Source organism: Nocardioides sp. T2.26MG-1 (assembly GCF_950101795.1).
In the GTDB taxonomy this organism is placed as follows: domain Bacteria; phylum Actinomycetota; class Actinomycetes; order Propionibacteriales; family Nocardioidaceae; genus Nocardioides.
The window spans coordinates 48,135-70,088 of record NZ_CATNLZ010000008.1; the positions used below are offsets into that span (position 1 = coordinate 48,135).

Below are 21,954 nucleotides of genomic sequence, written 5' to 3' on the forward strand. Positions count from 1 at the left end.
AAATCGCTAACCTCTCTGTCATGCGGGCACCGTCCATGCGCGAACGGTTCAGGGAGCACATGCGCGCCGCTGTCCTCGAGGCTGCCCACGACCTGATCGTCGACCGCGGTTGGGACCGGGTGCGCATGGGGGAGGTGGCGGATCGTGCCGGGGTGTCGCGAGCGGCTCTCTATAAGGAGTTCGGTGACAAGGCCGGCCTTGGAGAAGCCGTCGTGCTCCGCGAGGCCTCGCGCTTCCTGGAGGGCATCCAGAAGGCGCTGGAGGCACACGTCGGCGATGCGAAGCGAGGCATCGCGGCAGCCGTCGACTACACCTTGAACGAAGCGGGGCGAAGCCCCCTCCTCAAGGCGGTGCTCATCTCCAACCGCGACCTCGACACGGGGAGTCAGGCGTCCACGGGGATGCTCCCGCTGCTCACGACCTCCGTGCGGCTTCTCGACCTCGCCTCCGACACCCTGGCCGGATGGGTGGCGGAGAGTTACCCCAGTCTTCCCCCAGACGACGTCATCGACGCGGCCGACACCATGGTGCGCCTGACGGTCAGTCATCTGGCCCTGCCCAAGTGGGACCGAACCGCGACGGCGCGCAAGATCTGCGAGGTCGCGGTCCGGTTCCTCTCCCTCGAATCGTGACCTGGGCCCGACGGGACGACGGGAGCAGTCTGAACTGAGCCTCAGCGGCGTACGGCGTGTTCGTCGCCGCCGTGCTGCTGCCGTAGCACCGTCTTGAGCACCTTGCCGGTCGCTGTGCGGGGCAGCTCGGCTACGAACTCGATCCTGGTGGGGCACTTGAAGTGGGCAAGCCGCTCCCGGGTGTACGCGATGAGTTCCTCGGCGGTCGTCTCGTCGCCGTCCTGCAGTGCCACGGTGGCCACCGGGGTCTCGCCCCAGCGGGTGTCGGGGACGCCGACGACGGCCACTTCGCGGACGGCCGGGTGGCGGTAGAGCACTTGCTCGACCTCGATGGGGTAGACGTTCTCGCCTCCAGTGATGATCAGGTCCTTCTTGCGGTCGACGAGAGTGATGAACCCCTCGGCGTCCATGCGGCCCAGGTCACCGGTGTGGAACCAGCCGCCGCGGAAGGCCTCGGCCGTGGCTTCCGGGAGACCCCAGTAGCCCGCGAACACATTGGGTCCGCGGAGGACGAGCTCTCCGACCTCGTCGGTGCGCGCGTCCTTGTCGGCGTCATCGACGATGCGCGCCTCAACGTGGAATACCGCGCGGCCGATGGATCCGGCCTTCTCCTTGACGTGATCGGCGTCCAGGACGGACACGATCGGCGCGGTCTCGGTCATTCCGAAACCCTCTTGGAAGGGCAGCCCCTTGCCCTGGTAGAAGTCAATGACCGGCAGAGGGCAGGGCGCTCCACCGGAGACGGCGAGCTCCAGCGAGGACAGGTCGACGTCGTCGAAGCCAGGCACCGACATGAGCGCCGCCCACATGGCCGGGACCATGAACTGCACGGTGGCCCTCTCGCGGGACATCACCTTCAGGGTCTGCGCCGGGTCGAACGAGGGGAGCAGTACGTTGGTCCCGCCGACGTACAGCAGCGGCAGGGTGTGGATCCCGAGGCCGCCGATGTGGAACATCGGCGCCACGGTCACCGTGACGTCGGTCTCGCGCAAGCCGCGCCCGAAGGACAAGCTGTTCACGACGTTCCACAGGTGATTGTCGTGGGTCAGCATCGCCCCCTTGGGTCGCCCTGTGGTTCCGGACGTGTACATCAAACATGACACGTCGCTCCGATCGACGTCGGCGTCGACTGGACGGGCCTCGCCGCTGACCAACACCTGCTCATAGTCCAGCTCGCCGTGCTCGGGTTCGCCGCCGACGACCAGGCGGGATCGGACGCGCACTCCCTCCCCGGCCACAGCCGCGCGGGCCACCGGAGCCAGGGGCGCCGAGTACACGAACACGTCTGCGCCCGAGTCCGCCAGGAGATAGGCGATCTCGGCCGGCGCAAGACGCACGTTCATGGGCACGAACACCGCGCCCAGCTTGGCCGTGGCCAGCATCGTCTCTATGAACGCGGTGCTGTTGAGCAGGAGCCCTGCCACCCGGTCGCCCCGCCGGACGCCGAGGGCCCTCAGTGCCCGGGCCAGTCGATTGGTGCTGCTGTCCAGGGTGGAGTAGGTCAGCCGCCGCTCACCGTCGATGAGCGCGATCCGGTCCCCGGAGAGGAAAGCCCTCGTCGTGACCCAGCTGCCGATTCCCTTGTCCATGGACATTCCTTCCGGGGATGCTGTCATCCCTGCGAGTGAGTCAGGTCACGCAGTTTGTCCAAACCTGACGGCACCGTCAAGATAGTCGGACGCGATCCCGGAGGACACGAGTTATGGATAGCGGATCGAGTGCCCTCCCGGTCACTGCACGCGGCCGGCGAACCAGGTCGGCTTTGCTGCTCGCCGGGCGGGAGTTGTTCGAGGAGTGCGGGTTCTCCGCCGTCGGAATCGACTCTGTTGTCCAACGTGCCGGGGTCTCCCATGGGACGTTCTACACCTGGTTCGACTCCAAGGAGACGTTGCTGCGCGAGATCGTCAGCGAGGTCGGTGAGGCGATCCTCTCTGCGACCTCGATCGGGGACCGTCTGCCGCCGGAGGCCGCGTACGCTCGCATCGAGGCCGCGAACCGGTCGTTCCTGCGGGCGGTGACCCAGCACTCTCGGATTCTGCGGGTGCTGGACTCCCTGGCGGACGTCCGGGAGGACTTCCGTGGGCTGCGGCTCGAGATGCGGGAGTCGTTCGTCGAGCGGGGTATGGAGGGGCTGATCCGGCTGCAGCAAGTGGGGATGGCGGATCCGATGCTGCCGCCGCGGGCGACGGCCAGCGCCCTCGGCGCCATGGTGGAATCCTTCGCCCACCTGTGGCAGGACCCGGTAGAGGGGTTGGACGAGGCGGCGGCCGTCGACGTCCTCACGCGCTTGTGGGCCGGGGCGATCGGCCTCACGCCGCCGGCCTGGCCAGGGGGTGACCGTGCGGGCGCAGCGGCCACCGAGGCACTCCACGAGTGAGCAGCTGCTCAGCTCAGTGCCGTCAGCGCTGCTCCCAGCGCCATGGGTCTCTCGACCCCGTGGGTCCGGTGCGCCGACCACGTGCCGAGAGTCAACGAAGTCTGCCGGCGGGTTGCCCATCGGCTGGGCGTGCACTCCGATGCTGGGCGCGATGGGGGAAGACGGAACCGGCGGGCCGGTCCACGGTCACAAGCCGATCCGCTTGCTGATGACCTCGTTCATGATCTCGTTCGTCCCGCCACCGATGCCAAGGATCCGCGCATCCCGGTAATGGCGCTCGACCTCCGACTCGCGCATGTAACCCATGCCTCCGAAGATCTGCACCGCCTCGTTCACCACGAAGTCGCAGGCGTACACGGCGGTGTTCTTCGCCATCGACACCTCGGTGACGACGTCCTCGCCGGCGAGGAACCGCTGGGCCACAGCCCGGGTGTAGCAGCGCGCGACGTCGACCTGGCGGGACATCTCCGCGAGCTTGTGCCGGATCACCTGGCGGGAGGCGAGCGGTCGCCCGAACGTCTCCCTGTCCCGCGCCCACCCGAGCGCCAGATCCAGGGCTCGGGCCGCCGTGGCGTAGGCCTGAACGGCGAGGCCGATCCGCTCGCTCTGGAACTGCTGCATGATCTGTACGAAGCCGGAGTTCTCCGTGCCGACCAGGTTGGTGGCCGGCACCCGGACGTCGGTGAAGGAGAGCTCGGCGGTGTCGCTGCATCGCCACCCCATCTTGTCCAACCGTCGGGACACGCTGAACCCGGGCGTGTTCTTGTCGATGACCAGCAGGGAGACCCCCGCGTGGCCAGGTTCACCGGTGCGCACCGCAGCGGTGACGAAGTCGGCGCGGACTCCGCTGGTGATGAACGTCTTGGCACCGTTGACGACGTACTCCTCGCCGTCGAGGACCGCGCGGGTGCGGAGGTTGGCGACGTCAGAACCCCCGCCGGGCTCGGAGACCGCCAACGATCCGATCAGCTCCCCGGCAAGCGTAGGCCGGACATAGCGGTCGACCAGCTCGGGACGGCCATTGGCCGCGATGTGTGGCAGGGCGATGCCATGCGTGAACAGCGAGGCGCACACGCCGGTGGACCCGCCGCCGTGCAGGATCTCCTCGGTGACGATCGCGGAGTCGATCGCGTCGCCGCCGCTACCGCCCACCTCCTCGGCGAACCCGACGCCCAGGAGACCGACGTCAGCGGCCTTCCGGTGCAGATCGCGCGGCAGCTCGCCTCCCCGTTCCCACTCGTCCATGTGTGGCGCGATCTCCCGGCCCACGAAGTCGCGCGCCAGCCGCCGTAGCGCCACCCGCTCCGGGGTGCTCCATGGGTCGCCGGTGGGTGTGGAGACGTCAGTCTGCGTCATGGCTTTCATCCTCTGCTCGGTGTGCGCCGGGGCCAGCCCCTCGGAGAGCGCTCGTTCAGCGCGGTGATGCCCTCCCGCGCCTGGTCCCACGCGAATCTCGCAGCCGACACCCCGGTCGTCCGGCGGGAGTCCGCCTGCACATTCGCGCCGGGGAGATCACGTCCCACCATGGTGATCTCCGCGACCGCCCCGCGGCGCCAGCCATGGACCAAGTCCGCGTCAGCCACGGAAACGCTCCCTCAGTTCGTGCTTCTGAATCTTGCCGGTCGCTGTCTTGGGCAGGCCGGTCAGAACTTCGATCCGCTTGGGGACCTGGAAGCCCGCCAGGTGCTCGCGGCACAGAGCGATCAACCGCTCGGAGAGGAGGGTCGGCTCGACGTCGGGATCGGCGGCGACGACGACCGCTGTCACGGCCTCGCCCCACCGGTCGTCGGGTACGCCGATAACCGCCGCCTCGGTGATCTCGGAGGAGCTGAGCAGCACCCGCTCCACCTCGACCGAGGAGACGTTCTCCCCGCCGGTCTTCACGATGTCCTTGAGCCGGTCAGAGAACCAGACCACCCCCTCCTCGTCGAGGTGTCCGAGGTCGCCACTGTGGAACCAGCCGTGCGCGAAGGCTGCGGTGTTCGCCGCGGGGTTGTTCCAGTAGCCGCTCATCACGTGCGGCCCGCGATAGACGATCTCCCCGGTCTCGCCTCGGGGCAGCAGGTCCCCGGCCGGTCCCATCATTCGGGCGTCGACGGTCACGACCGCCGGACCCCACGAGGCGCTCTTGGCGTCCTGGTGTGCCGGCCACTGCAGCACGGTGGCCGGCACGCACTCGGTCTGCCCCGATCCCAGGAGCACTTCGGCGTCGGGGAAGGCGGCGGCGATCTTGGTGATCCGGTCCTGCGGCATCGGTGCCATCGCGTACATGCACAGCCGAACTGAGGACAGACTCCGCTCCTCTAGCCTCGGCGTGTCGAGCACCGCGGCCCACATCATCGGCAGCAGAAGTAGGTGTGTGGCCCGGTGCTTCTCCACGATGTCGAGGTAGGCCTCAGGTTGGAAGCCTCGCGGAAGGATCACGGTGCCGCCGGTGAGCAACACCGGCACGAGCAGCGTGTCCAGTGCAGTGGTGTGGAACAGCGGTAGCACGATCGGGGCCACCGAGAACTCGTGCCCGTGGCGATGGCCCACCTGCAGCGCAGTGCTCAGCGCCGCCACATGAACCGCGAGGTGGCTGGTCAACACGCCCTTGGGTCGGGCCGTGGTGCCCGAGGTGTACAGGCAATGCAAGGTGTCCCGGTCCTCGACCACCACTTGCAGCGGCGTGTGGTCAACGGCCACCTCGTCCCAGCGCAGCGTGGTGCGTCCGGCCACCGAGTCCGACGTCTCGCCGGTGACGACGACCGTGGTGACCTGCGGCAGGTCGGGAAGAACCTGCTCAAGCAGCGGAACAAAGGCCGGATCGGCGACCACAACCCGCACGCCGGCGTCGGCCAGGATCCACGCCACCTCATCTGGCGGCAGCATCAGGTTGACAGGCATAGCGACGAGCGCGGCCTTGGCGCAACCGAAGAACGTCGCCACGAACCGCCAGGAGTTGCCCAGCAGGAACGCCACCGGCTCCTGGCGCTCCAGTCCGGTGTCGAGCAGGCCTCGGCCGAAGGCCTCAGCGAGCTCATCGAGCCGCGCATAGGTGATCTCCTCATCGCCCTGCACGATGGCCGGCCGATCCGGGAATTGGAAGGCCGAGCGAGTGAGCATGTCACCCACCGACAGTCTGGTCGCCAGGTTGAGCGCGAGGGGCTCGACCCCCGAAACATCAGGACGCAATGCTGTTCCCTTCGTCGGTCTCCGTCGCGACGAGCGTCGCGTCTGTCTCCACGTGCCCTGCCGGGACGTCCGGGGCGGACCTGCGGCGAAACGCGACCTGACAGAACCGTCAGGTTAGCCCGCGGTGATGTGACCTGCAACACCCCGGCGGCGCGGCCCGCGACGTCGCCCCCGTCACCCACCTCCCTGACCTCCTCCCAGGTGGGGACCGCGGGGTCGTTCGGCGCACATCTCTTGTTCCGAACGCCCCTCACTGTCAGGCTTCGCTGCATGCGAGGACTCATGCAGGATGTACCCCTGACGATCGACGCAATCTTCAGGCACGTGGAGCAACACTTCGGTGACGGCACGATCGTCACCAATACCGCCGAAGGAGTCCGCCGAACCACCTACGCCGAGTGGGCTCAGCGAACCCGCCGGCTGGGTGGCGTGCTGGACGCGCTCGGCATCACCGGGGACGGCCGGGTGGGCACCTTCGGTTGGAATAGCCAACGGCATCTGGAGCTGTACTTCGCCGCGCCCTGCACCGGCCGGGTGCTGCACACGCTGAACATCCGACTGTTCCCCGAACAACTCACCTACGTCGCCAACCACGCCGAGGATGAAGTGGTCTTCGTCGATCGGTCGGTGTTGCCGCTGTTGTGGCCGCTGATCGACACCATGACCACGGTGCGGCACGTCGTCGTCATGGAGGACGGCGGCACCGCCGACATCCCAGACGACCCCCGGATCGCCGACTACGAGGCACTGCTCGCCGAGGCGGAACCGGTCGACTTCAACGTCCGTGACGAGAACCTGGCTGCGTCGATGTGCTACACCAGCGGCACCACCGGTAACCCCAAGGGGGTCGTCTACTCGCATCGCTCGACGGTGCTGCACACCATCACCTCCCTCTCGGCGAACGCCTTCGGCATGGGCGTAAACGACGTCGCCATGCCGGTCGTGCCGATGTTCCACGCCAACGCCTGGGGAATCGCACACGCTGCGCCAGCGGCCGGCGCCGACCTGGTGCTGCCCGGTCCGCTCATGCAACCGGAGGTGCTGGCCGACCTGATCGTCGACGAAGGGGTGACCTTCACCGCCGGCGTCCCGACGATCTGGCAGGGCGTGCTGCCGCACCTGGCCGGCCGCCCCCACCGGTTGCGCGAGATCGGCTGCGGCGGCTCGGCGGTGCCGAAGGCGCTCTCCGAGGCCTACCGCGAGCAGGTCGGGCTGCCGATCCTGCAGGCCTGGGGAATGACCGAGACCAGCCCGTTGGCTTCCTCCTCCGTCCTGCCCCGGCGCTACGCCGACGCGAACGCCGCCACCCAGGCAGAGCAGCGAGCCCGTGCCGGCATCCCCATCCTCGGGGTCGAGGCCCGCATCGTCGACGCCGCCAGCCTGGAGCCGCAGCCGTGGGACGACCACGCCACGGGTGAGCTGCAGGTCCGTGGACCCTGGTGCGCCCAGGACTATTACAAGCCCGATGCGGGCGTGGTGCTGTCCACCGAGGACGGCTGGATGCGGACCGGCGACGTCGCGGCGATGGATGCTCACGGTTCCATCCGCATCGCCGACCGCACCAAGGACCTCATCAAGTCCGGCGGTGAGTGGATCAGCTCGGTGGACTTGGAGAACGCGATCATGAGCCACCCGAAGGTGGCCGAGGCCGCGGTGGTCGCGGTGCCACACCCGAAGTGGGATGAGCGCCCGCTGGCCTGCGTCGTCCTGAAGCCCGGCGAGACGGCCACCGAGGAGGAGATCCTCGACCACCTGCGGCCGCTCGTGGCCAGGTGGTGGCTCCCCGACGCGGTCGAGTTCATCGATGAGGTGCCCAAAACCAGCGTCGGCAAGTTCTCCAAGAAGGACTTGCGAGCGAGGTTCTCCTCCTATGAACTGACGTGAGCCGATCTCGGCAGCGATGAGCGGAGGGCTCGGTGAGCGACGCTCGGCCACCGTGGTAGGGCTGCGGGCGTTGGCTTGAGCCGAGCATCATGCCCGGGCACCCCACACGTCCTTCGCAGCTCGGCTGGCACCCTGACGCGACAGGCGTCACGTGAGGGGTGGGGTGGGTCGTCCTCGCCCAGCGCAGGTCTCGAGCCGTCACTCGACGGGCGGGGCAGGGGCGAAGGGTCTTCTCGTTGGACCGCTGAGGTACATGCATGCATGAACGAATGTATAGTCGCGGAACCGTGCCGCGACGCCGATTCAGGAGTTGTCATGTCAGTCGAGGTCCCTACCCGTCATCCAGAGCCGCGACGAGTCCTACTGGACTATCCTCACCGCCAGGCCGGGCATTGTGGTTCCGGAGCGCTGAGAGACCTCATGGAGTGGGCCGGTCTGGGTTGGGACGAGGTCCCGAGCGAGGCTCTGGTCTTCGGAATGGGCGGTGGTCTCGGCTTCACCTACCTGCGGGTGCCGGATCTCACCCCTCCCATCTACTTCGTCGGGCGTAGCAGCGACCTCGAGGTCGACCTCCTTGCCAGGCTGGGTGCCGAGGTCGACGTTCGGGGAACCGACGATCCAGAGGCTGGTTGGGGCTGGGTCCGCCGCGAACTCCAGCAAGGCCGTCCTGTGCTGATGTGGGCCGACATCGCTGAGCTGCCTTACCTGAATGTCCGCCTTCAGATGAGTCGGCACGACATCGTCGTGATCGGTTACGACGACGACACCGAGACGGCTTTCGTGGTGGACAACGACCGAGCCGAGGTGCAGGAAGTTCCCTACGAGGCTCTTGCGCGGGCGCGCGCGTCGCGGTCGTTCCCCGTGCCGACGAGGCACACCACGTACTTCGTGAACTGGCCCCAGATCCTGCCCGATCTCCGCCCGACTGCGGCTTCTGCCCTCGTGGCGTCGGTCGAGAACATGCAGGCGGCGGCGACCTCGATCATCCCGGACACCTCGACGCTGCCGCCGGGTGCTGTTGCTGCAGCCGGGATCGGTGGGGTCACGGTCTTTGCCGAGGATGTCGAGCGGTGGCCGGAACTCATGGGTGAACCCGAACTGGACGTCGCGCTGCGTTCTCTCCACGCCTTTGTGGAGAAGGCAGGGACCGGCGGCGGCCTGTTCCGCCGGTTGCAGGCACAGTTCTGTGCCGAGGTGGCGCGGCTAACGGGGTCCGCTGAGATGGCGAAGGCCGGAACCGCGCTCTTGCGTTGCGCGGACACGTGGTCGGCTCTGGCTGCGGCCGGCCGTAGCGACGGATCGACGCTCGATCGCTGGAGACGGGTCACCGAGCTCGCCGCGACGCTCCCCCGCGATGAAGACCATGCCATCTCTCAGATGCGCAAAGCGGCGGGCGAACTCAGGGATGGGTGACCAATCGTAGGCAAGTCAGCGGACGCAGCACGCGAGCACCACCGCCGAGGCTCCGTGCTTGGGGCAGTCCAGGCATTCCCAGGTCCATCGACCTTGACTGTTGTTTCTGCCATCGTGTCAACGGCGGCCGAAAACTGACCCCCTTCCGTCGGTTGAAAACTGACCCCCTCGGCCTCTAGTTCTCTTCGTTGACGGCTGCGGGGACGCGGCCGAGCTCTCGGTTCTTCAGCCGGTAGGAGTCGCCCTTCAGGGCAATGACCTCGGCGTGGTGCACGAGCCGGTCGATCATCGCGGCGGCGACGGTGTCGTCGCCGAAGACCTCACCCCAGCGGGCGAAGTTCTTGTTCGATGTGACGATCAGGCTGGCGCGTTCGTAGCGGGATGAGACGAGCTGGAAGAACAGGTTGGCTGCCTCGGGTTCGAAGGGGATGTAGCCGACCTCGTCGATAACCAGCACTGGGTAGCGGACCAGTCGGCGGAGCTCGTCTTGCAGCCGGCCGGCGTGGTGGGCCTCGGCGAGCCTGTCTACCCATTGGCTGGCGGTGGCGAACTGGACGCGGTGCCCGGCTTGGCAGGCGCGGATCGCCAGCCCTGTGGCCAGGTGTGTCTTGCCGGTGCCGGGCGGGCCCCTGTGCGTCAGGCTGAGGTGAGACACGACTTCTGAGTTCCTTCCCTCTGCACGGGGCGAGAAGCGAGACACCTGATGACGATGACGTTGGCTGATGCTGCCCGGCTTGATGATGGGGTGGTGACCCCTCGAGCTGACCGTCCGAAGCGACGTACGTTCACCGCGGAGTACAAGGCGCAGATTGTGGCCGAGTACGAGGCGGCCGACCGTGGTGAGCGTGGTGCGATCTTGCGTCGGGAGGGCCTGTACTCCTCCCACATCGTGGAGTGGCGCAAGGCCGCCGAGGCAGGCGCAACCAGGGCGCTCGGTCCCAAGTCCCGGGATCGGCGTGACCGTGAGATCGAGCAGTTGCGGGTCCGGGCGGAGAGGGCCGAGGCCGAGCTCGCTCGGACCAGGGCTGCGCTGGACATCGTGGGAAAAGCACACGCGCTCTTGGAGACGCTCTCCGAGAGCACGGGCACGCCGAAGCCGCCGCAGCGGTGATCAATCCCGCTGTCGATGACCTCGCTGAGCAGGTCAACCTGAAGCGGGCGTGCGAGCTGCTGGGCCGCCCACGTGGCAGCCACTACCGCGCGAAGCAGCCCTCGCGGGTACGCGAACCGCGCCCCCGGCCGACGCCACCGAATGCGCTCACCGCCGCCGAGCAGGAGCGGGTCCTCGACGTGCTGACCAGCGAGCGGTTCTGTGACAAGTCGGTGGCCCAGACGTGGGCCACGCTGCTCGACGAGGGCACCTACTTGTGCTCGATGTCGACCATGCACCGACTGCTACGCGCCCACGGTGCGGCCGGCGAGCGACGCCGCCAGGCCACCCATCCGGCGAAGAAGAAGCCTGAGCTGATGGCCACGGGACCGGGGCAGGTCTGGTCGTGGGACATCACCAAGCTCCGCGGCCCCGGCCGCGGGGTCTGGTTCCAGCTCTACGTCGTGCTCGACATCTTCTCCCGCTACGTCGTGGCCTGGACCGTCCAGAACGGCGAGGACTCCGAGATCGCCAAGACCATGTTGGAGCAGGCGATGGGCGTCCATGGCATCCCCGTGGCCGTCCATGCTGATCGGGGCACCTCGATGACATCGAAGCCCGTCGCCCAGCTCCTGCTCGACCTCGGCGTGGACCGCAGCCATTCCCGACCGAGGGTGAGCAACGACAACCCGTTCAGCGAGGCGGCGTTCAAGACCCTGAAGTACGCGCCCGTCTTCCCCGAGAGCTTCGGGTCGCTGGCCGACGCCCGGGCGTTCTGCGAGGCGTTCTTCGCCTACTACAACCACGAGCACCGCCATTCGGGGATCGGGCTGCACACTCCCGCGTCGGTCCACCACGGCACCGCGACCGAGATCCGGGCCCAGCGCCAGCACACGCTCGACGCAGCCCAGGCCGCTCACCCCGAACGGTTCGGCAACCGTTGATGACGCTCAGGTGAATCTCCCCAGTTCTGCTCACTGAAATTCCCCACCCCGTGGCCCCATCCGGAAGCGGGTGGGGCTCCTTCGAAGATGGCGGTCTCTGACCACACGCCGTCTCACGAAGGAGCCCTCGCTTCCCATGCTGACACGGGAGGAAGACATCGACGCGCACGCGTTGCGCCGGCAGGGCTGGACGATCTCCGCGATCGCTCGGCACCTGGGCCGGGACCGCAAGACCATCCGCGCCTACCTCGACGGCGGCCGGGTCGCCGGGCAACGGAAGCCGGCCGGGGAGGATCCGTTCGAGCCGTACGTGGACTACGTCCGCGCCCGGCTGGCCGAGGATCCGCACCTGTGGGCGGTGACCTTGTTCGACGAGGTCGTCGCGCTCGGCTACGACCGGTCGTATCCGACGTTCACCCGCCAGATCCGCACCCGTGGTCTGCGGCCGCACTGCGAGCCCTGCAGCGCCACAAGAGGCCGTCCGGCAGCGGTGATCGAGCATCCGCCGGGTGAGGAGACCCAGTGGGACTGGGTCGAGCTCCCGGATCCGCCGACGTCGTGGGGGTGGGGCAAACACGCGCGCCTGCTGGTCGGCGCGCTGGCCCACTCCGGGAAGTGGCGCGGCACCCTGGCCCCGGCCGAGGACCAGGCACAGCTCATCGCCGGACTCGACGCGACCGCCCGCAAGCTCGGCGGGCTGACGAAGAAGTGGCGCTTCGACCGGATGACCACGGTGTGCCACCCCGAGTCGGGCAAGGTCACCGCCACCTTCGCCGCGGTCGCCAAGCACTACGGCGTCCACGTCGCGATCTGCCCACCGCGGCGCGGCAACCGCAAGGGCGTGGTGGAGAAGTCCAACCACACCGCCGCGCAACGCTGGTGGCGCACCCTGCCCGACGACGTCACCATCACCGAAGCGCAGGCGTCGCTGGACAAGTGGTGCGCCACCCGCGGCGACGCGCGGCTGCGTCCCGCCGGCGTCGATGGCCGCGCCAGCGTGCTCACCATCGCCGAGCGTGAGCCGTTGGCGCCGGTGCCGGCCTCGCCGTTCCCCGCGACGATCACCGAGGAACGGACCGTGTCCGCCCAGGCGCTGGTCGCCTGGCGCGGCAACTTCTACTCCGTCCCACCCGAGCTCGCTCGCGCCCAGGTCACCGTGTCCCAGCGGCTCGGTGCCCAGCACCTCGACATCGCCACCCTCGGCGGGATCGTGGTCGCCCGCCACGAGCTCGCACCCGACGGCGCCGGGGTGATGGTCCGCGACCACGGCCACGTGATCGCCCTCGAGCAGCACGTGCTCGCCGGCCACGACACCAGCAGACCCCACCGGCGCAAGGAACGCATCCCACCCGGGCCAGCCGCCCGCGCGGCCGCCGACGTCCTCCGCGCCGCCCAGCAGCCCACCGCCGTCGCCGAACGCGACGACGTGGTGATCGACCTGTCCAAGTACGACCGAGCAGCAACCGGAAGGAACACCCTCACGTGACCAACCCGATCAACACCGACCCGATGACCGTGCCGATGACAGGGAGCCAGGCCAGCCTCTACCAGCAACTGCGTGGCCACCTCGCCACCTTGAAGCTCACCGCCGCAGCCGAGCACCTACCCAGCGTGCTCGCCGAAGCCGACGCCCAGGGCTGGTCGACCACCCAGACCCTCGAGCACCTGCTGGCCCGCGAGGTCGAGGCCACCGAAGCACGCAAGCTCGCCGGACGACTCAGGTTCGCCTCGCTGCCCACCCCCGCGACCCTGGCCGACTTCGACTTCGACGCCGCTCCCGGCGTGGACCCCAAGCTCATCAACGAGCTCGCGACGTGTCGCTACCTCGAGTCCGCCATCAACGTGCTGCTGATCGGACCACCCGGCGTCGGCAAGACCCACCTCGCCGTCGGCCTCGGCCGCGCTGCTGCCGAAGCCGGCTACCGGACCTACTTCACCACCGCCGCCGACCTCGCCGCCCGCTGCCACCGCGCCGCGATCGAAGGACGCTGGGCCACCACCATGCGGTTCTTCGCCGGACCCACCCTGCTCATCATCGACGAACTCGGCTACCTCCCGCTCCCCGGCGAGGCAGCCTCCGCGCTGTTCCAGGTCGTCTCCCAGCGCTACCTCAAGACCAGCATCATCCTCACCACCAACCGCGGCGTCGCGTCCTGGGGCGAGGTCCTCGGCGACACCACCGTCGCCGCCGCCATGCTCGACCGCCTCCTCCACCGCTCCGTCGTGCTCAACCTCGACGGCGACTCCTACCGACTCCGCGACCACCACGCCAAGAACGACGCACTCCGTCAGACCGCGACCGGCACCCGCCGACCACTACAGTGACCACCGCCCAGGGTGGGGACTTTCGATGAGCATCACTGGGGAATTCCGGCGAGCGCCATCAGCGCACCAGGTGTGGTTGATCCTGCGCGATCTCGCTGACAGCGTCGGGCTCGGCATCGACGACGACAGCTACTTGAGCGTCCGATGAGGACCGCTCCAGCGTCTGGACGGCGCGCACCGTGCGCAGCCGCGTGGGTAGAGGAGGCCGAAGCATGGACGTCGAAGTCGGGAAGGCCGACCGCGTACCGGCGGCGATGACACCGACGGCGGGACCGCACCTCGAGGCGACCTTCTTCCTCGATCACGGCAGCGCTTCGGTGCGCGACTTCACACAGCGGGTGGTCGCCGGCGCATCGAGCCCGCGTGAGCGGGCGAGCCTGCTCTTCGCAGCGGTCCGGGACAGGGTCTGGTACGACCCCTACTCGGTGTCCCGAGACCCTGCGCACTACCGGGCCAGCTACGTGCTCGAGGCGGGCCGCGCCTACTGCGTTCCCAAGGCGGTGCTGCTGGCCGCGGTGCTGCGGGCCGCGGGCATCCCTGCCCGGCTGGGCTTCGCCGACGTCCGCAACCACCTGCAGACCGACACCCTGCGGGCCGTCATGGGTGGCACGGACCTGTTCGTGTACCACGGGTACTGCAGCGTCCACCTCGACGGGCGATGGTTGAAGGCGACGCCGGCCTTCAATGTCGAGCTGTGTGAGCGCTTCGACGTGCCCCCGGTGGACTTCGACGGACAGAGCGACGCGCTCATGCACGCCTTTACCTCCGACGGCACCCGGCACATGGAGTACGTGCGGGACCACGGCAGCTTCGACGACCTCCCGCTGGACCGGATCCTGACTGCCCTCGACCAGACCTACGGCCGCATGACCCCCCGCGCCGGAGTTGCCGACGACGCCTTCGCTGCTCCTGCCGACACCGGGGAGGCCACCGAGCATGCAGCCGTGGACCCGTCGGTGAGCTCGGACTGAGCACTCTCGCCTCAACGGTGCTCGTGCTCACCTCGGAAGTGGCTCGGTGAGCTGCCGGTCCATCTCTTGAAGGCGTGCGAGAAGTTGGTGAGATCGCTGTAGCCGAGCTCGTTGGCGACCTCGCTGACCGACGTGGAGGGGTCGAGAAGCCGCATCCTGGCGCGGTCGACCATCGACTGCTGCAGCAGCTCCCGGAAACTGGTCCCCTCAGCGGCGAGGCGCCGTTTCAGGGTGCTCGAGGACATCGAGAACTCGTTCGCGACGGACTGGATCGTCCTCGCCCCGGACCCGTCGTCGAGCAACGCCCGGACTCTGCGGGCGAACTCCGGGGTGTCGGCTCGGCGCGCGAGCGCCTGCTGGAGCTCGGTGACGGCGAGTCCGTAGGTGATCGGGTCGGGGAAGCGGCAGGCAGCCCGAAGCGTCCTCGCGGGCATGTGCAGGTAGGAGAAGGGGGCGTCGAACTCGAGCCGGGACCGGCTCTCGGCCTCTCGGGGTAGCCCGCTCGGCTCCGGCCAGTGGCTGTGCATGGTCGCCTCCGACGCCTCGCCGACCAGCAGGTCGATCAACCGCATGAGTGCCAGTCCGCAGTAAGTGACGACCAGACAGTCGAGATCGGGGTCGCCTGCGTTCCCCGACAGCCTGATCGTCAGGTCGTCCTGCTGCGGATGGAACTGCGTGGTGACCGCTTTGGTGATCAAGGGCAGGTAGGTCAGCAGCTCCACGACCTCTGCGACTGTGCACGCGCTGACCAACGGGACACTCAACGGTCCGAAGGACGTGAGCTGTGCGTGTTCTGCGCAGGCGATCCCGAGCCGGGTGGCCTGCTCGACGTCGAGGTCGGGATAGACCTCGCGGAACCACCGCAGCGGTGCCTCGCCCTGGGTCTGGATGAGAGCCAGCTCACCGGTTCCCTCGCGCGCCATGATGACGCGAAAACGCTCGACGGCGTCCTCGTCGATCGCCGGACTGCTCAGCAGCTGCACGAAGGCCAGCGACGGGACGCCTGGCTCGTCTGTCCACACAGGCAACCCTCACGTGATCCGAATTCACAACATACTGACACGATACGACATGGCTTTGCCAGCGGACCGTCGACAACAATCATCACCGAAACGTCCATCCGGTAGGCAAAGGTAGGAGAATTGTCGATGGCAGTGGTCACCTTCATGTCGCACGACGGGGAGCAGCACGAGGCCCCGCTCGAGGAGGGCAGCTCGCTGATGCAGGTGGCGACGAACAACGCCATCCCGGGCATCGATGCCGACTGCGGCGGCGAGGCCGCATGCGGCACCTGTCACGTGATCGTTGATCCCGCCTGGGCCGACAAGGTCGGCCGGTCCGGTCCCGAGGAGGAGGAGATGCTCTCGATGAACCCCGAGCGACAGCCGACGTCTCGCCTGTCGTGCCAAGTCAAAGTCTGCGAATCGTGGGACGGCTTGACCGTGCAGTTGCCCGAGTTCCAGATGTAGCAGGAGGTCAAGCCAGATGAAGTTCCCAGAAGTGAAGATCCCAGAAACAGTGAAGACGAAGGTCGAGTCCGCCATCCCCCTGGAGCGACAGATCCAGGGCGCGCGCCTCTACGACAAGGGCCGGCGGTGGCTCACCGGCGCGAACGGGCCGATGTTCGTCGAGGCCCCGATCCCGCCGGTCGAAGAGGTCCCCCTCGCCGACATCGACCTCAGCAACCCGTTCCTCTACCGACAGGGGCGGTGGGCGTCCTACTTCGAACGTCTGCGCAACGAGGCTCCGGTCCACTACCAGCCCCACAGTCCCTTCGGCCCGTTCTGGTCGGTGACGCGTCACGCCGACATCATGGCGGTGGACAAGAACCACGAGGTCTTCTCCGCCGAGCCTCTCATCGTCATCGGAACACCCCCGCGGTTCATGGACGTCGCGATGTTCATCGCCATGGACCCGCCCAAACACGACATACAGCGTCGCGCCGTCCAAGGTGTCGTCGCGCCGAAGAACCTCCACGAGATGGAGGACCTCATTCGCGAGCGCGTCAGGGACGTCCTGGACAACCTGCCCGTCAACGAACCGTTCGACTGGGTGAGCACGGTGTCGATCGAGCTGACCGCCCGCATGCTGGCCACGCTGCTGGACTTCCCCTTCGAGGAGCGGCACAAGCTCGTCGAGTGGTCGGACCTGGCAACCTCGATGGAGCAGACCAACGGCGGCCCCGCCACTACCGACAACGACGAGCTGTTCCGCGGCATGCTCGAGATGGCGCGAGGACTCACTGAACTCTGGCACGACAAGGCCGCCCGCCTCGCGGCCGGCGAAGAGCCCGGGTTCGACCTGGTCACGATGCTGCAGAGCGATGAGAGCACCAAGGACCTGATCAAGCGTCCGATGGAGTTCATCGGCAACTTCGTTCTGCTGATCGTGGGCGGCAACGACACCACACGCAACTCGATGAGCGGCGGAGTTCTCGCGCTGAACCAGTACCCCGACCAGTTCGAGAAGCTCAAGGCCAACCCGGACCTGATCCCGAACATGGTCTCTGAGATCATCCGCTGGCAGACCCCCCTTGCGTACATGCGGCGGATCGCCAAGACCGACACCATGCTGAACGGCCAGTTCATCCGCAAGGGCGACAAGGTGGTCATGTGGTACGCGTCCGGCAACCGCGACGAGACGGTGTTCGAGCGACCGGACGAGCTGATCATCGACCGGCCCAACGCCCGCAACCACGTTGCTTTCGGCTTCGGCGTGCATCGGTGCATGGGCAACCGGCTGGCCGAGCTGCAGCTGCGGATCCTCTGGGAGGAGCTGCTCCCGCGCTTCGAGAGGATCGATGTGGTCGGTGAGCCGCAGTACGTGCAGTCCAACTTCGTTCGCGGCATCAGCAAGCTGATGGTCGAGCTCACCCCCAAGGACGGCGGATGAGCTCGGCGCGCGCGGTAGTGGTCGGCGCCAGCCATGCCGGCGTGCAACTGGTGACCAGCCTCCGCCAGGAGGGTTGGTCGGGTGACATCGTGCTGGTCGGTGACGAGTCGGTGCTGCCCTATCAGCGACCCCCTCTGTCGAAGGCGTACCTTTCGGGCAAGTGCTCGCTGACGGAGTTGGCCATTCGCTCGGAGGGCTTCTACCTCAAGCAGGGCATCGAGCGCGTGGACGCCTCTGTGGAGGAAGTCGATCGTTCGGCTCGCCAGGTCCTGCTCAGCACGGGGGACCGGCTGTCCTACGATGCTCTGGCTCTCTGCACCGGCGCACGCCCGCGGCGACTCCGCACCCCTGGTGCCGAGCTCGAGGGGGTCCACTACCTGCGTCGGTCGTCGGACGTGGAGCGGATCCGCGAGGACGCGATCCCCGGGCGCAACGCCGTCATCGTGGGTGGTGGGTACGTCGGGCTGGAGACCGCCGCCTCGTTGCGCGCGCTCGGTCTCGACGTCACGGTGCTGGAGGCCGCAGACCGGGTCCTCGAGCGGGTGACCGCTCCGGAGGTGTCGGCCTTCTTCACGCGGATCCACCAAGAAGAGGGCGTGGACGTGCGGACGAACGCCTCGGTCGAGGCGCTTGTCGGTGATCACCGCATACGCGAGGTGGTCCTGGCCGGCGGCGAATCGGTCCGAGCCGATCTTGTGATCATTGGGATCGGTATCGAGCCGAACACGGAGCTCGCCGAGGCAGCCGGGCTGGTCGTGGACGACGGGATCTTGATCGACGCCCAGGCGCGCACCAGTGATCCCACCATTGTGGCGGCCGGGGACTGCACGTCGCAGGACATCCCCCGCTACGGCCGACGAATCAGGCTGGAGTCGGTCCCGAGCGCAGTGGAGCAGGCCAAGGTGGCAGCAGCGACGATCTGTGGAAAGGACAAGGAGGTGGCGGCGCTCCCGTGGTTCTGGTCGGACCAGTATGACCTCAAGCTCCAGATCGCGGGACTCAACACCGGCTATGACGACATCGTCGTGAGCGGTGGCCCGACCCGTGACCGCGACTTCACCTGCTACTACCTCCGGAAGGGCGAGCCGATAGCCGCTGACTGTGTCAACCGTCCCCGGGACTTCATGGCCAGCAAACGCATGCTCACCCAGGGGACCGCGGTCGACATGGCCGCACTGACAGCGGAGGTGGCGGTGTGAGAAGCCGCAGTAACCGCTGGTCGTGGTCACCATCGAGCCATTGCCCGCCGAGGTGAGCAAGGATGGCTTGGAGGTCGACGGTCTGGACGGCGATGAGAGTCCTGCCCGTTCCGGACTTGCGTGACTCGCGTCGGTCCGCGGGCGTGAGACGCGTCCCCGGAGACGCCCGCGGGCCTGCGTGGTGGCTGGCGTTGCTCGTCTGCAAACCGCTGCTGCTGCTGGGCAGGAGAGCGGACTGGCGCGGTACGGAGCGCCTCCCCGGGTCGGGAGGCGCGGTGCTGGCGGCCAACCATGTCTCCCAGGCCGACCCGCTGTTCCTGGGGGAGATGATCCTCGCCCAGGGCCGGACCCCCCGGTTCATGGCCAAGGCGAGCCTGTTTCACAGTAGAGCAGTCGGCTGGTGGTTCCGGTCGGCCGGCCACGTCGAGGTCGATCGGTCCGACGGCCGGTCTGGGATCCGTGCCGCGGTCGAAGCCGTGGAGCGTGGCGCTCTTGTCGTCGTGTATCCGGAAGGATCGATCACGAAGCGACCGGATGGGCGTCTGATGTCGCTCAGGTCGGGTGCTGTTCGCATCGCGCTGGAGACCTCAGCTCCATTGATTCCCGTTGCTCAATGGGGCGTGCAGGCGATCGTGCCAGCCTACGAAGGGAGGGTGGTGCTGGGCCGCCGCCGTCGTCGGGTCACCCTGCTGGTCGGGGACCCGGTGCCACTCGAGGACCTCCGAGAGTTGCCGAGGGCGACGGCAGTGACTGTGGGGGTGCAGAGACTTCAGGACACCCTCGCCGCCATGGTCGACCAACTGGCCGACGAGCACGCTAGGTAGCGTGCGGGCGTGTCCAGGTCAGTGATGCGAGTCGGTCGCGAGACAGAGATCGCTAACGTCTCTGTCATGCGGGCACCGTCCATGCGCGAACGGTTCAGGGAGCACATGCGCGCCGCTGTCCTCGAGGCTGCCCACGACCTGATCGTCGACCGCGGCTGGGACCGGGTGCGCATGGGCGAGGTCGCGGATCGTGCCGGGGTGTCCCGGGCGGCGCTCTACAAGGAGTTCGGTGACAAGGCCGGCCTTGGAGAAGCCGTCGTACTCCGCGAGGCCTCGCGCTTCCTGGAGGGCATCCAGAAGGCGCTGGAGGCACACATCGGCGATGCGAAACGCGGCATCGCAGCAGCCGTCGACTACACCTTGGACGAGGCCGAGCGCAGCCCCCTGCTCAAGGCAGTGCTCATCTCCAACCGCGACCTGGATGCGGGCAGTCAGGCGTCCACGGGGATGCTCCCGCTGCTCACGACATCCGCGCGGCTTCTCGACCTCGCCTCCGACACCCTAGCCGGATGGGTGGCGGAGAGTTACCCGAGTCTTCCCCCAGACGACGTCGTCGACGCGGCCGACACCATGGTGCGCCTGACGGTCAGTCATCTGGCGCTGCCCAAGTGGGACCGGACCGCGACGGCGAGCAAGATCTCCGAAGTCGCCGTCCGGTTCCTTTCCCTCGAATCGTGACCTGCACCAGCCGTCACGACCGCCGTCGACCGCGAGCTCCTGCGTGGCTCAGGGAAATGTAGAGTCGCGGAACCCGTCGCGCCCGACCCACCGGCGTGCGCACAGAGCGCTGCGAGCCGATCCAGGAGTTGCCATGTCAGTTGAGTCCCTACCCCGACAGCCGGAGCCGCGGCGGATCCTGCTGGACTATCCCCACCGTGAGGCCGGTCATTGCGGTTCCGGAGCGCTGAGAGACCTCCTGGAGTGGGCCGGTCTCGGCTGGGAGGAGGTACCGAGCGAAGGTCTGGTCTTCGGGATGGGCGGTGGTCTGGGTTTCACCTACCTCCGGGTACCTGGGCTTGCCCCGCCGATCTATCTTGTGGGGCGTAGCAGCGACCTTGAGGTGGACCTTCTTTCGAGGCTGGGTGCAGAGGTCGACGTCCGTGGCACCGACGACCCCGTGACCGGTTGGGGTTGGGTCCGCAGAGAGCTCCAGCAAGGCCGTCCCGTGCTGATGTGGGCGGACATTGCTGAGCTGCCCTACCTCAATGTCCGCCTTCAGATGAGTCGGCATGACATCGTCGTGATCGGTTACGACGACAAGACCGAGACGGCTTTCGTGGTGGACAACGACCGAGCCGAGGTGCAGGAAGTCCCCTACGAGGCTCTTGCGCGGGCGCGCGCGTCACGGTCGTTCCCCGTGCCCACGAGGCACACCACGTATTTCGTGAACTGGCCCCAGATCCTGCCCGATCTCCGCCCGACCGTGGCTTCCGCCCTCGTAGCCTCGGTCGAGAACATGCAAGCGGCGGTAACCGCGATTATCCCGGATACGTCGGCGCTGCCGCCGGATGCCGTTGCTGCTGCGGGGATCAGTGGAGTCGCGGTATTCGCCGAGGATGTCGACCGGTGGCCGGGGCTCATGCCCGAACCGGAGCTCGACGTCGCGCTGCGTTCACTCCACGCCTTTGTGGAGAAGGCAGGGACCGGCGGCGGCCTGTTCCGCCGGTTGCAGGCGCAGTTCTGTGCCGACGTGGCGCGGCTAACGGGGTCCGCTGAGATGGCGAAGGCCGGAACCGCGGTCCTGCGCTGCGCGGACACGTGGTCGGCCCTGGCTGCGGCGGGCCGTAGCGACGGAGCGACGTTCGACCGCTGGCGACGGGTGAATGAGCTCGCCGCGACGCTCCCCAGCGACGAAGACCATGCCATCTCTCAGATGCGCAAAGCAGCGGGCGAACTCAGGGATGGGTGACCAATCGTAGGCTAGGACACGGGCCAACGTGGTTGTCGCGCGACACCGCGCCACAACGTCCTGCCATTCGGGCCTTCCAGACACTGCCCGGCCTCGGGCAGCGCCAGACAACCTTCGAAGGGAGTCCGGTCGACGCCATTCGCTGTAGCCAGTCACGGGTGCCCGCCCCGCTTGTTGACTCCAGCGCAGTAACTGGCTCTTCACAATCCAGGGTGTAGTCGAGGCCTGAACCCGCCGGACTCGAGCAAGCATCTCGCGATGTAGTTCGTGAGGTTGCGGAACCCGAGTGCGGAGCCGCGTAGGTGCTCGAGCCTGCCGTT

18 protein-coding genes and 2 pseudogenes are annotated in these 21,954 nt (G+C 67.8%); 15 read left to right on the plus strand and 5 right to left on the minus strand.

What is annotated here, in order from left to right; genetic code table 11:
* Positions 1-20: 20 nt before the first annotated feature.
* Positions 21-632 (plus strand): TetR/AcrR family transcriptional regulator, encoded by a 612-nt coding sequence (locus tag QQZ14_RS08520; protein ID WP_284533827.1) that lies wholly within the window; start codon positions 21-23, stop codon positions 630-632.
* Between the two features lie 41 nt (positions 633-673).
* On the opposite strand, the gene QQZ14_RS08525 is transcribed toward QQZ14_RS08520, so the two are convergent.
* Positions 674-2,221 (minus strand): acyl-CoA synthetase, encoded by a 1,548-nt coding sequence (locus QQZ14_RS08525; protein WP_284533828.1) that lies wholly within the window; start codon positions 2,219-2,221, stop codon positions 674-676.
* Positions 2,222-2,394: 173 nt separating this feature from the next.
* Here QQZ14_RS08525 and QQZ14_RS08530 point away from each other — a divergent pair, with 173 nt between their 5' ends.
* On the plus strand, positions 2,395-3,009 hold the full coding sequence (locus QQZ14_RS08530; protein WP_284533829.1) for a TetR/AcrR family transcriptional regulator: 615 nt from the start codon (positions 2,395-2,397) through the stop codon (positions 3,007-3,009).
* A gap of 186 nt (positions 3,010-3,195) precedes the next feature.
* Here the strand turns inward: QQZ14_RS08530 and QQZ14_RS08535 are convergent, their stop codons facing one another.
* Positions 3,196-4,365: an acyl-CoA dehydrogenase family protein gene (locus QQZ14_RS08535; RefSeq protein WP_284533830.1), complete on the minus strand. Its 1,170-nt coding sequence runs from the start codon at positions 4,363-4,365 to the stop codon at positions 3,196-3,198.
* Positions 4,366-4,584: 219 nt separating this feature from the next.
* Positions 4,585-6,114 carry a class I adenylate-forming enzyme family protein gene (locus tag QQZ14_RS08540; RefSeq protein ID WP_284533845.1) on the minus strand — a complete coding sequence of 510 codons (1,530 nt, stop codon included), beginning with the start codon at positions 6,112-6,114 and terminating at the stop codon, positions 4,585-4,587.
* A 339-nt stretch (positions 6,115-6,453) separates the two neighbouring features.
* On the opposite strand from QQZ14_RS08540, the gene QQZ14_RS08545 reads away from it, so the two are divergent.
* Positions 6,454-8,067 (plus strand): long-chain fatty acid--CoA ligase, encoded by a 1,614-nt coding sequence (locus tag QQZ14_RS08545; protein WP_284533831.1) that lies wholly within the window; start codon positions 6,454-6,456, stop codon positions 8,065-8,067.
* A 315-nt stretch (positions 8,068-8,382) separates the two neighbouring features.
* The gene (locus tag QQZ14_RS08550) at positions 8,383-9,480 is read left to right on the plus strand and encodes a BtrH N-terminal domain-containing protein (RefSeq protein WP_284533832.1); all 1,098 of its coding nucleotides are present in this window, start codon (positions 8,383-8,385) and stop codon (positions 9,478-9,480) included.
* A gap of 175 nt (positions 9,481-9,655) precedes the next feature.
* Here QQZ14_RS08550 and istB (QQZ14_RS08555) read toward each other — a convergent pair.
* Positions 9,656-10,111, minus strand: a pseudogene (gene istB, locus QQZ14_RS08555) (IS21-like element helper ATPase IstB); the annotation flags it as partial.
* Between the two features lie 72 nt (positions 10,112-10,183).
* Here istB (QQZ14_RS08555) and QQZ14_RS08560 point away from each other — a divergent pair.
* The 5 genes from QQZ14_RS08560 to QQZ14_RS08580 all read left to right on the plus strand — a co-directional run bounded on the left by QQZ14_RS08560 (position 10,184) and on the right by QQZ14_RS08580 (position 14,810).
* Positions 10,184-10,591, plus strand: a complete 408-nt coding sequence (locus QQZ14_RS08560) for a hypothetical protein (protein WP_284533833.1) — start codon at positions 10,184-10,186, stop codon at positions 10,589-10,591.
* Positions 10,588-11,514, plus strand: coding sequence for an IS3 family transposase (locus QQZ14_RS08565; protein ID WP_284533834.1), 927 nt, complete (start codon positions 10,588-10,590; stop codon positions 11,512-11,514). Before QQZ14_RS08560 ends, QQZ14_RS08565 begins: the two co-directional genes overlap by 4 nt.
* A gap of 136 nt (positions 11,515-11,650) precedes the next feature.
* Positions 11,651-13,000 (plus strand): IS21 family transposase, encoded by a 1,350-nt coding sequence (gene istA / locus QQZ14_RS08570; protein ID WP_284533835.1) that lies wholly within the window; start codon positions 11,651-11,653, stop codon positions 12,998-13,000.
* Positions 12,997-13,839 (plus strand): IS21-like element helper ATPase IstB, encoded by an 843-nt coding sequence (istB, locus tag QQZ14_RS08575; RefSeq protein WP_284533836.1) that lies wholly within the window; start codon positions 12,997-12,999, stop codon positions 13,837-13,839. The genes istA and istB (QQZ14_RS08575) overlap by 4 nt, the downstream gene beginning before the upstream one ends.
* A 212-nt stretch (positions 13,840-14,051) precedes the next feature.
* Positions 14,052-14,810, plus strand: a complete 759-nt coding sequence (locus QQZ14_RS08580) for a transglutaminase-like domain-containing protein (protein WP_284533837.1) — start codon at positions 14,052-14,054, stop codon at positions 14,808-14,810.
* 11 nt (positions 14,811-14,821) lie between these two features.
* Here QQZ14_RS08580 and QQZ14_RS08585 read toward each other — a convergent pair whose 3' ends face one another.
* Positions 14,822-15,832 carry an AraC family transcriptional regulator gene (locus QQZ14_RS08585; RefSeq protein ID WP_284533838.1) on the minus strand — a complete coding sequence of 337 codons (1,011 nt, stop codon included), beginning with the start codon at positions 15,830-15,832 and terminating at the stop codon, positions 14,822-14,824.
* A 126-nt stretch (positions 15,833-15,958) separates the two neighbouring features.
* Between QQZ14_RS08585 and QQZ14_RS08590 the strand changes: the two genes are divergently transcribed.
* From QQZ14_RS08590 to QQZ14_RS08615, 6 genes and pseudogenes are all read left to right on the plus strand, one after another.
* On the plus strand, positions 15,959-16,279 hold the full coding sequence (locus QQZ14_RS08590) for a 2Fe-2S iron-sulfur cluster-binding protein (RefSeq protein ID WP_068121188.1): 321 nt from the start codon (positions 15,959-15,961) through the stop codon (positions 16,277-16,279).
* A 31-nt stretch (positions 16,280-16,310) separates the two neighbouring features.
* Positions 16,311-17,687: pseudogene (locus QQZ14_RS08595) on the plus strand (cytochrome P450); the annotation flags it as partial.
* Positions 17,688-17,698: 11 nt separating this feature from the next.
* Complete coding sequence (locus QQZ14_RS08600; protein WP_284533840.1) at positions 17,699-18,901, plus strand: NAD(P)/FAD-dependent oxidoreductase; 1,203 nt, start codon at positions 17,699-17,701, stop codon at positions 18,899-18,901.
* Between the two features lie 143 nt (positions 18,902-19,044).
* A complete protein-coding gene (locus QQZ14_RS08605) occupies positions 19,045-19,725 on the plus strand; it encodes a lysophospholipid acyltransferase family protein (RefSeq protein WP_276311019.1) in 681 nt (226 codons plus the stop codon).
* Between the two features lie 66 nt (positions 19,726-19,791).
* On the plus strand, positions 19,792-20,403 hold the full coding sequence (locus tag QQZ14_RS08610; RefSeq protein WP_284533841.1) for a TetR/AcrR family transcriptional regulator: 612 nt from the start codon (positions 19,792-19,794) through the stop codon (positions 20,401-20,403).
* A 133-nt stretch (positions 20,404-20,536) separates the two neighbouring features.
* On the plus strand, positions 20,537-21,634 hold the full coding sequence (locus QQZ14_RS08615) for a BtrH N-terminal domain-containing protein (RefSeq protein WP_121258969.1): 1,098 nt from the start codon (positions 20,537-20,539) through the stop codon (positions 21,632-21,634).
* Positions 21,635-21,954: the final 320 nt, after the last annotated feature.

Coding starts and splice junctions, on each gene's coding strand:
- QQZ14_RS08610 (WP_284533841.1), top strand. CDS start 19,792: ATGCGGGCACCGTCCATGCGCGAACGGTTCAGGGAGCACATGCGCGCC.
- QQZ14_RS08600 (WP_284533840.1), top strand. CDS start 17,699: ATGAGCTCGGCGCGCGCGGTAGTGGTCGGCGCCAGCCATGCCGGCGTG.
- QQZ14_RS08545 (WP_284533831.1), top strand. CDS start 6,454: ATGCGAGGACTCATGCAGGATGTACCCCTGACGATCGACGCAATCTTC.
- QQZ14_RS08525 (WP_284533828.1), bottom strand. CDS start 2,221: ATGGACAAGGGAATCGGCAGCTGGGTCACGACGAGGGCTTTCCTCTCC.
- QQZ14_RS08590 (WP_068121188.1), top strand. CDS start 15,959: ATGGCAGTGGTCACCTTCATGTCGCACGACGGGGAGCAGCACGAGGCC.
- istA (WP_284533835.1), top strand. CDS start 11,651: ATGCTGACACGGGAGGAAGACATCGACGCGCACGCGTTGCGCCGGCAG.
- QQZ14_RS08520 (WP_284533827.1), top strand. CDS start 21: ATGCGGGCACCGTCCATGCGCGAACGGTTCAGGGAGCACATGCGCGCC.
- QQZ14_RS08580 (WP_284533837.1), top strand. CDS start 14,052: ATGGACGTCGAAGTCGGGAAGGCCGACCGCGTACCGGCGGCGATGACA.
- QQZ14_RS08615 (WP_121258969.1), top strand. CDS start 20,537: ATGTCAGTTGAGTCCCTACCCCGACAGCCGGAGCCGCGGCGGATCCTG.
- QQZ14_RS08535 (WP_284533830.1), bottom strand. CDS start 4,365: ATGACGCAGACTGACGTCTCCACACCCACCGGCGACCCATGGAGCACC.
- QQZ14_RS08540 (WP_284533845.1), bottom strand. CDS start 6,114: ATGCTCACTCGCTCGGCCTTCCAATTCCCGGATCGGCCGGCCATCGTG.
- QQZ14_RS08550 (WP_284533832.1), top strand. CDS start 8,383: ATGTCAGTCGAGGTCCCTACCCGTCATCCAGAGCCGCGACGAGTCCTA.
- QQZ14_RS08560 (WP_284533833.1), top strand. CDS start 10,184: ATGACGATGACGTTGGCTGATGCTGCCCGGCTTGATGATGGGGTGGTG.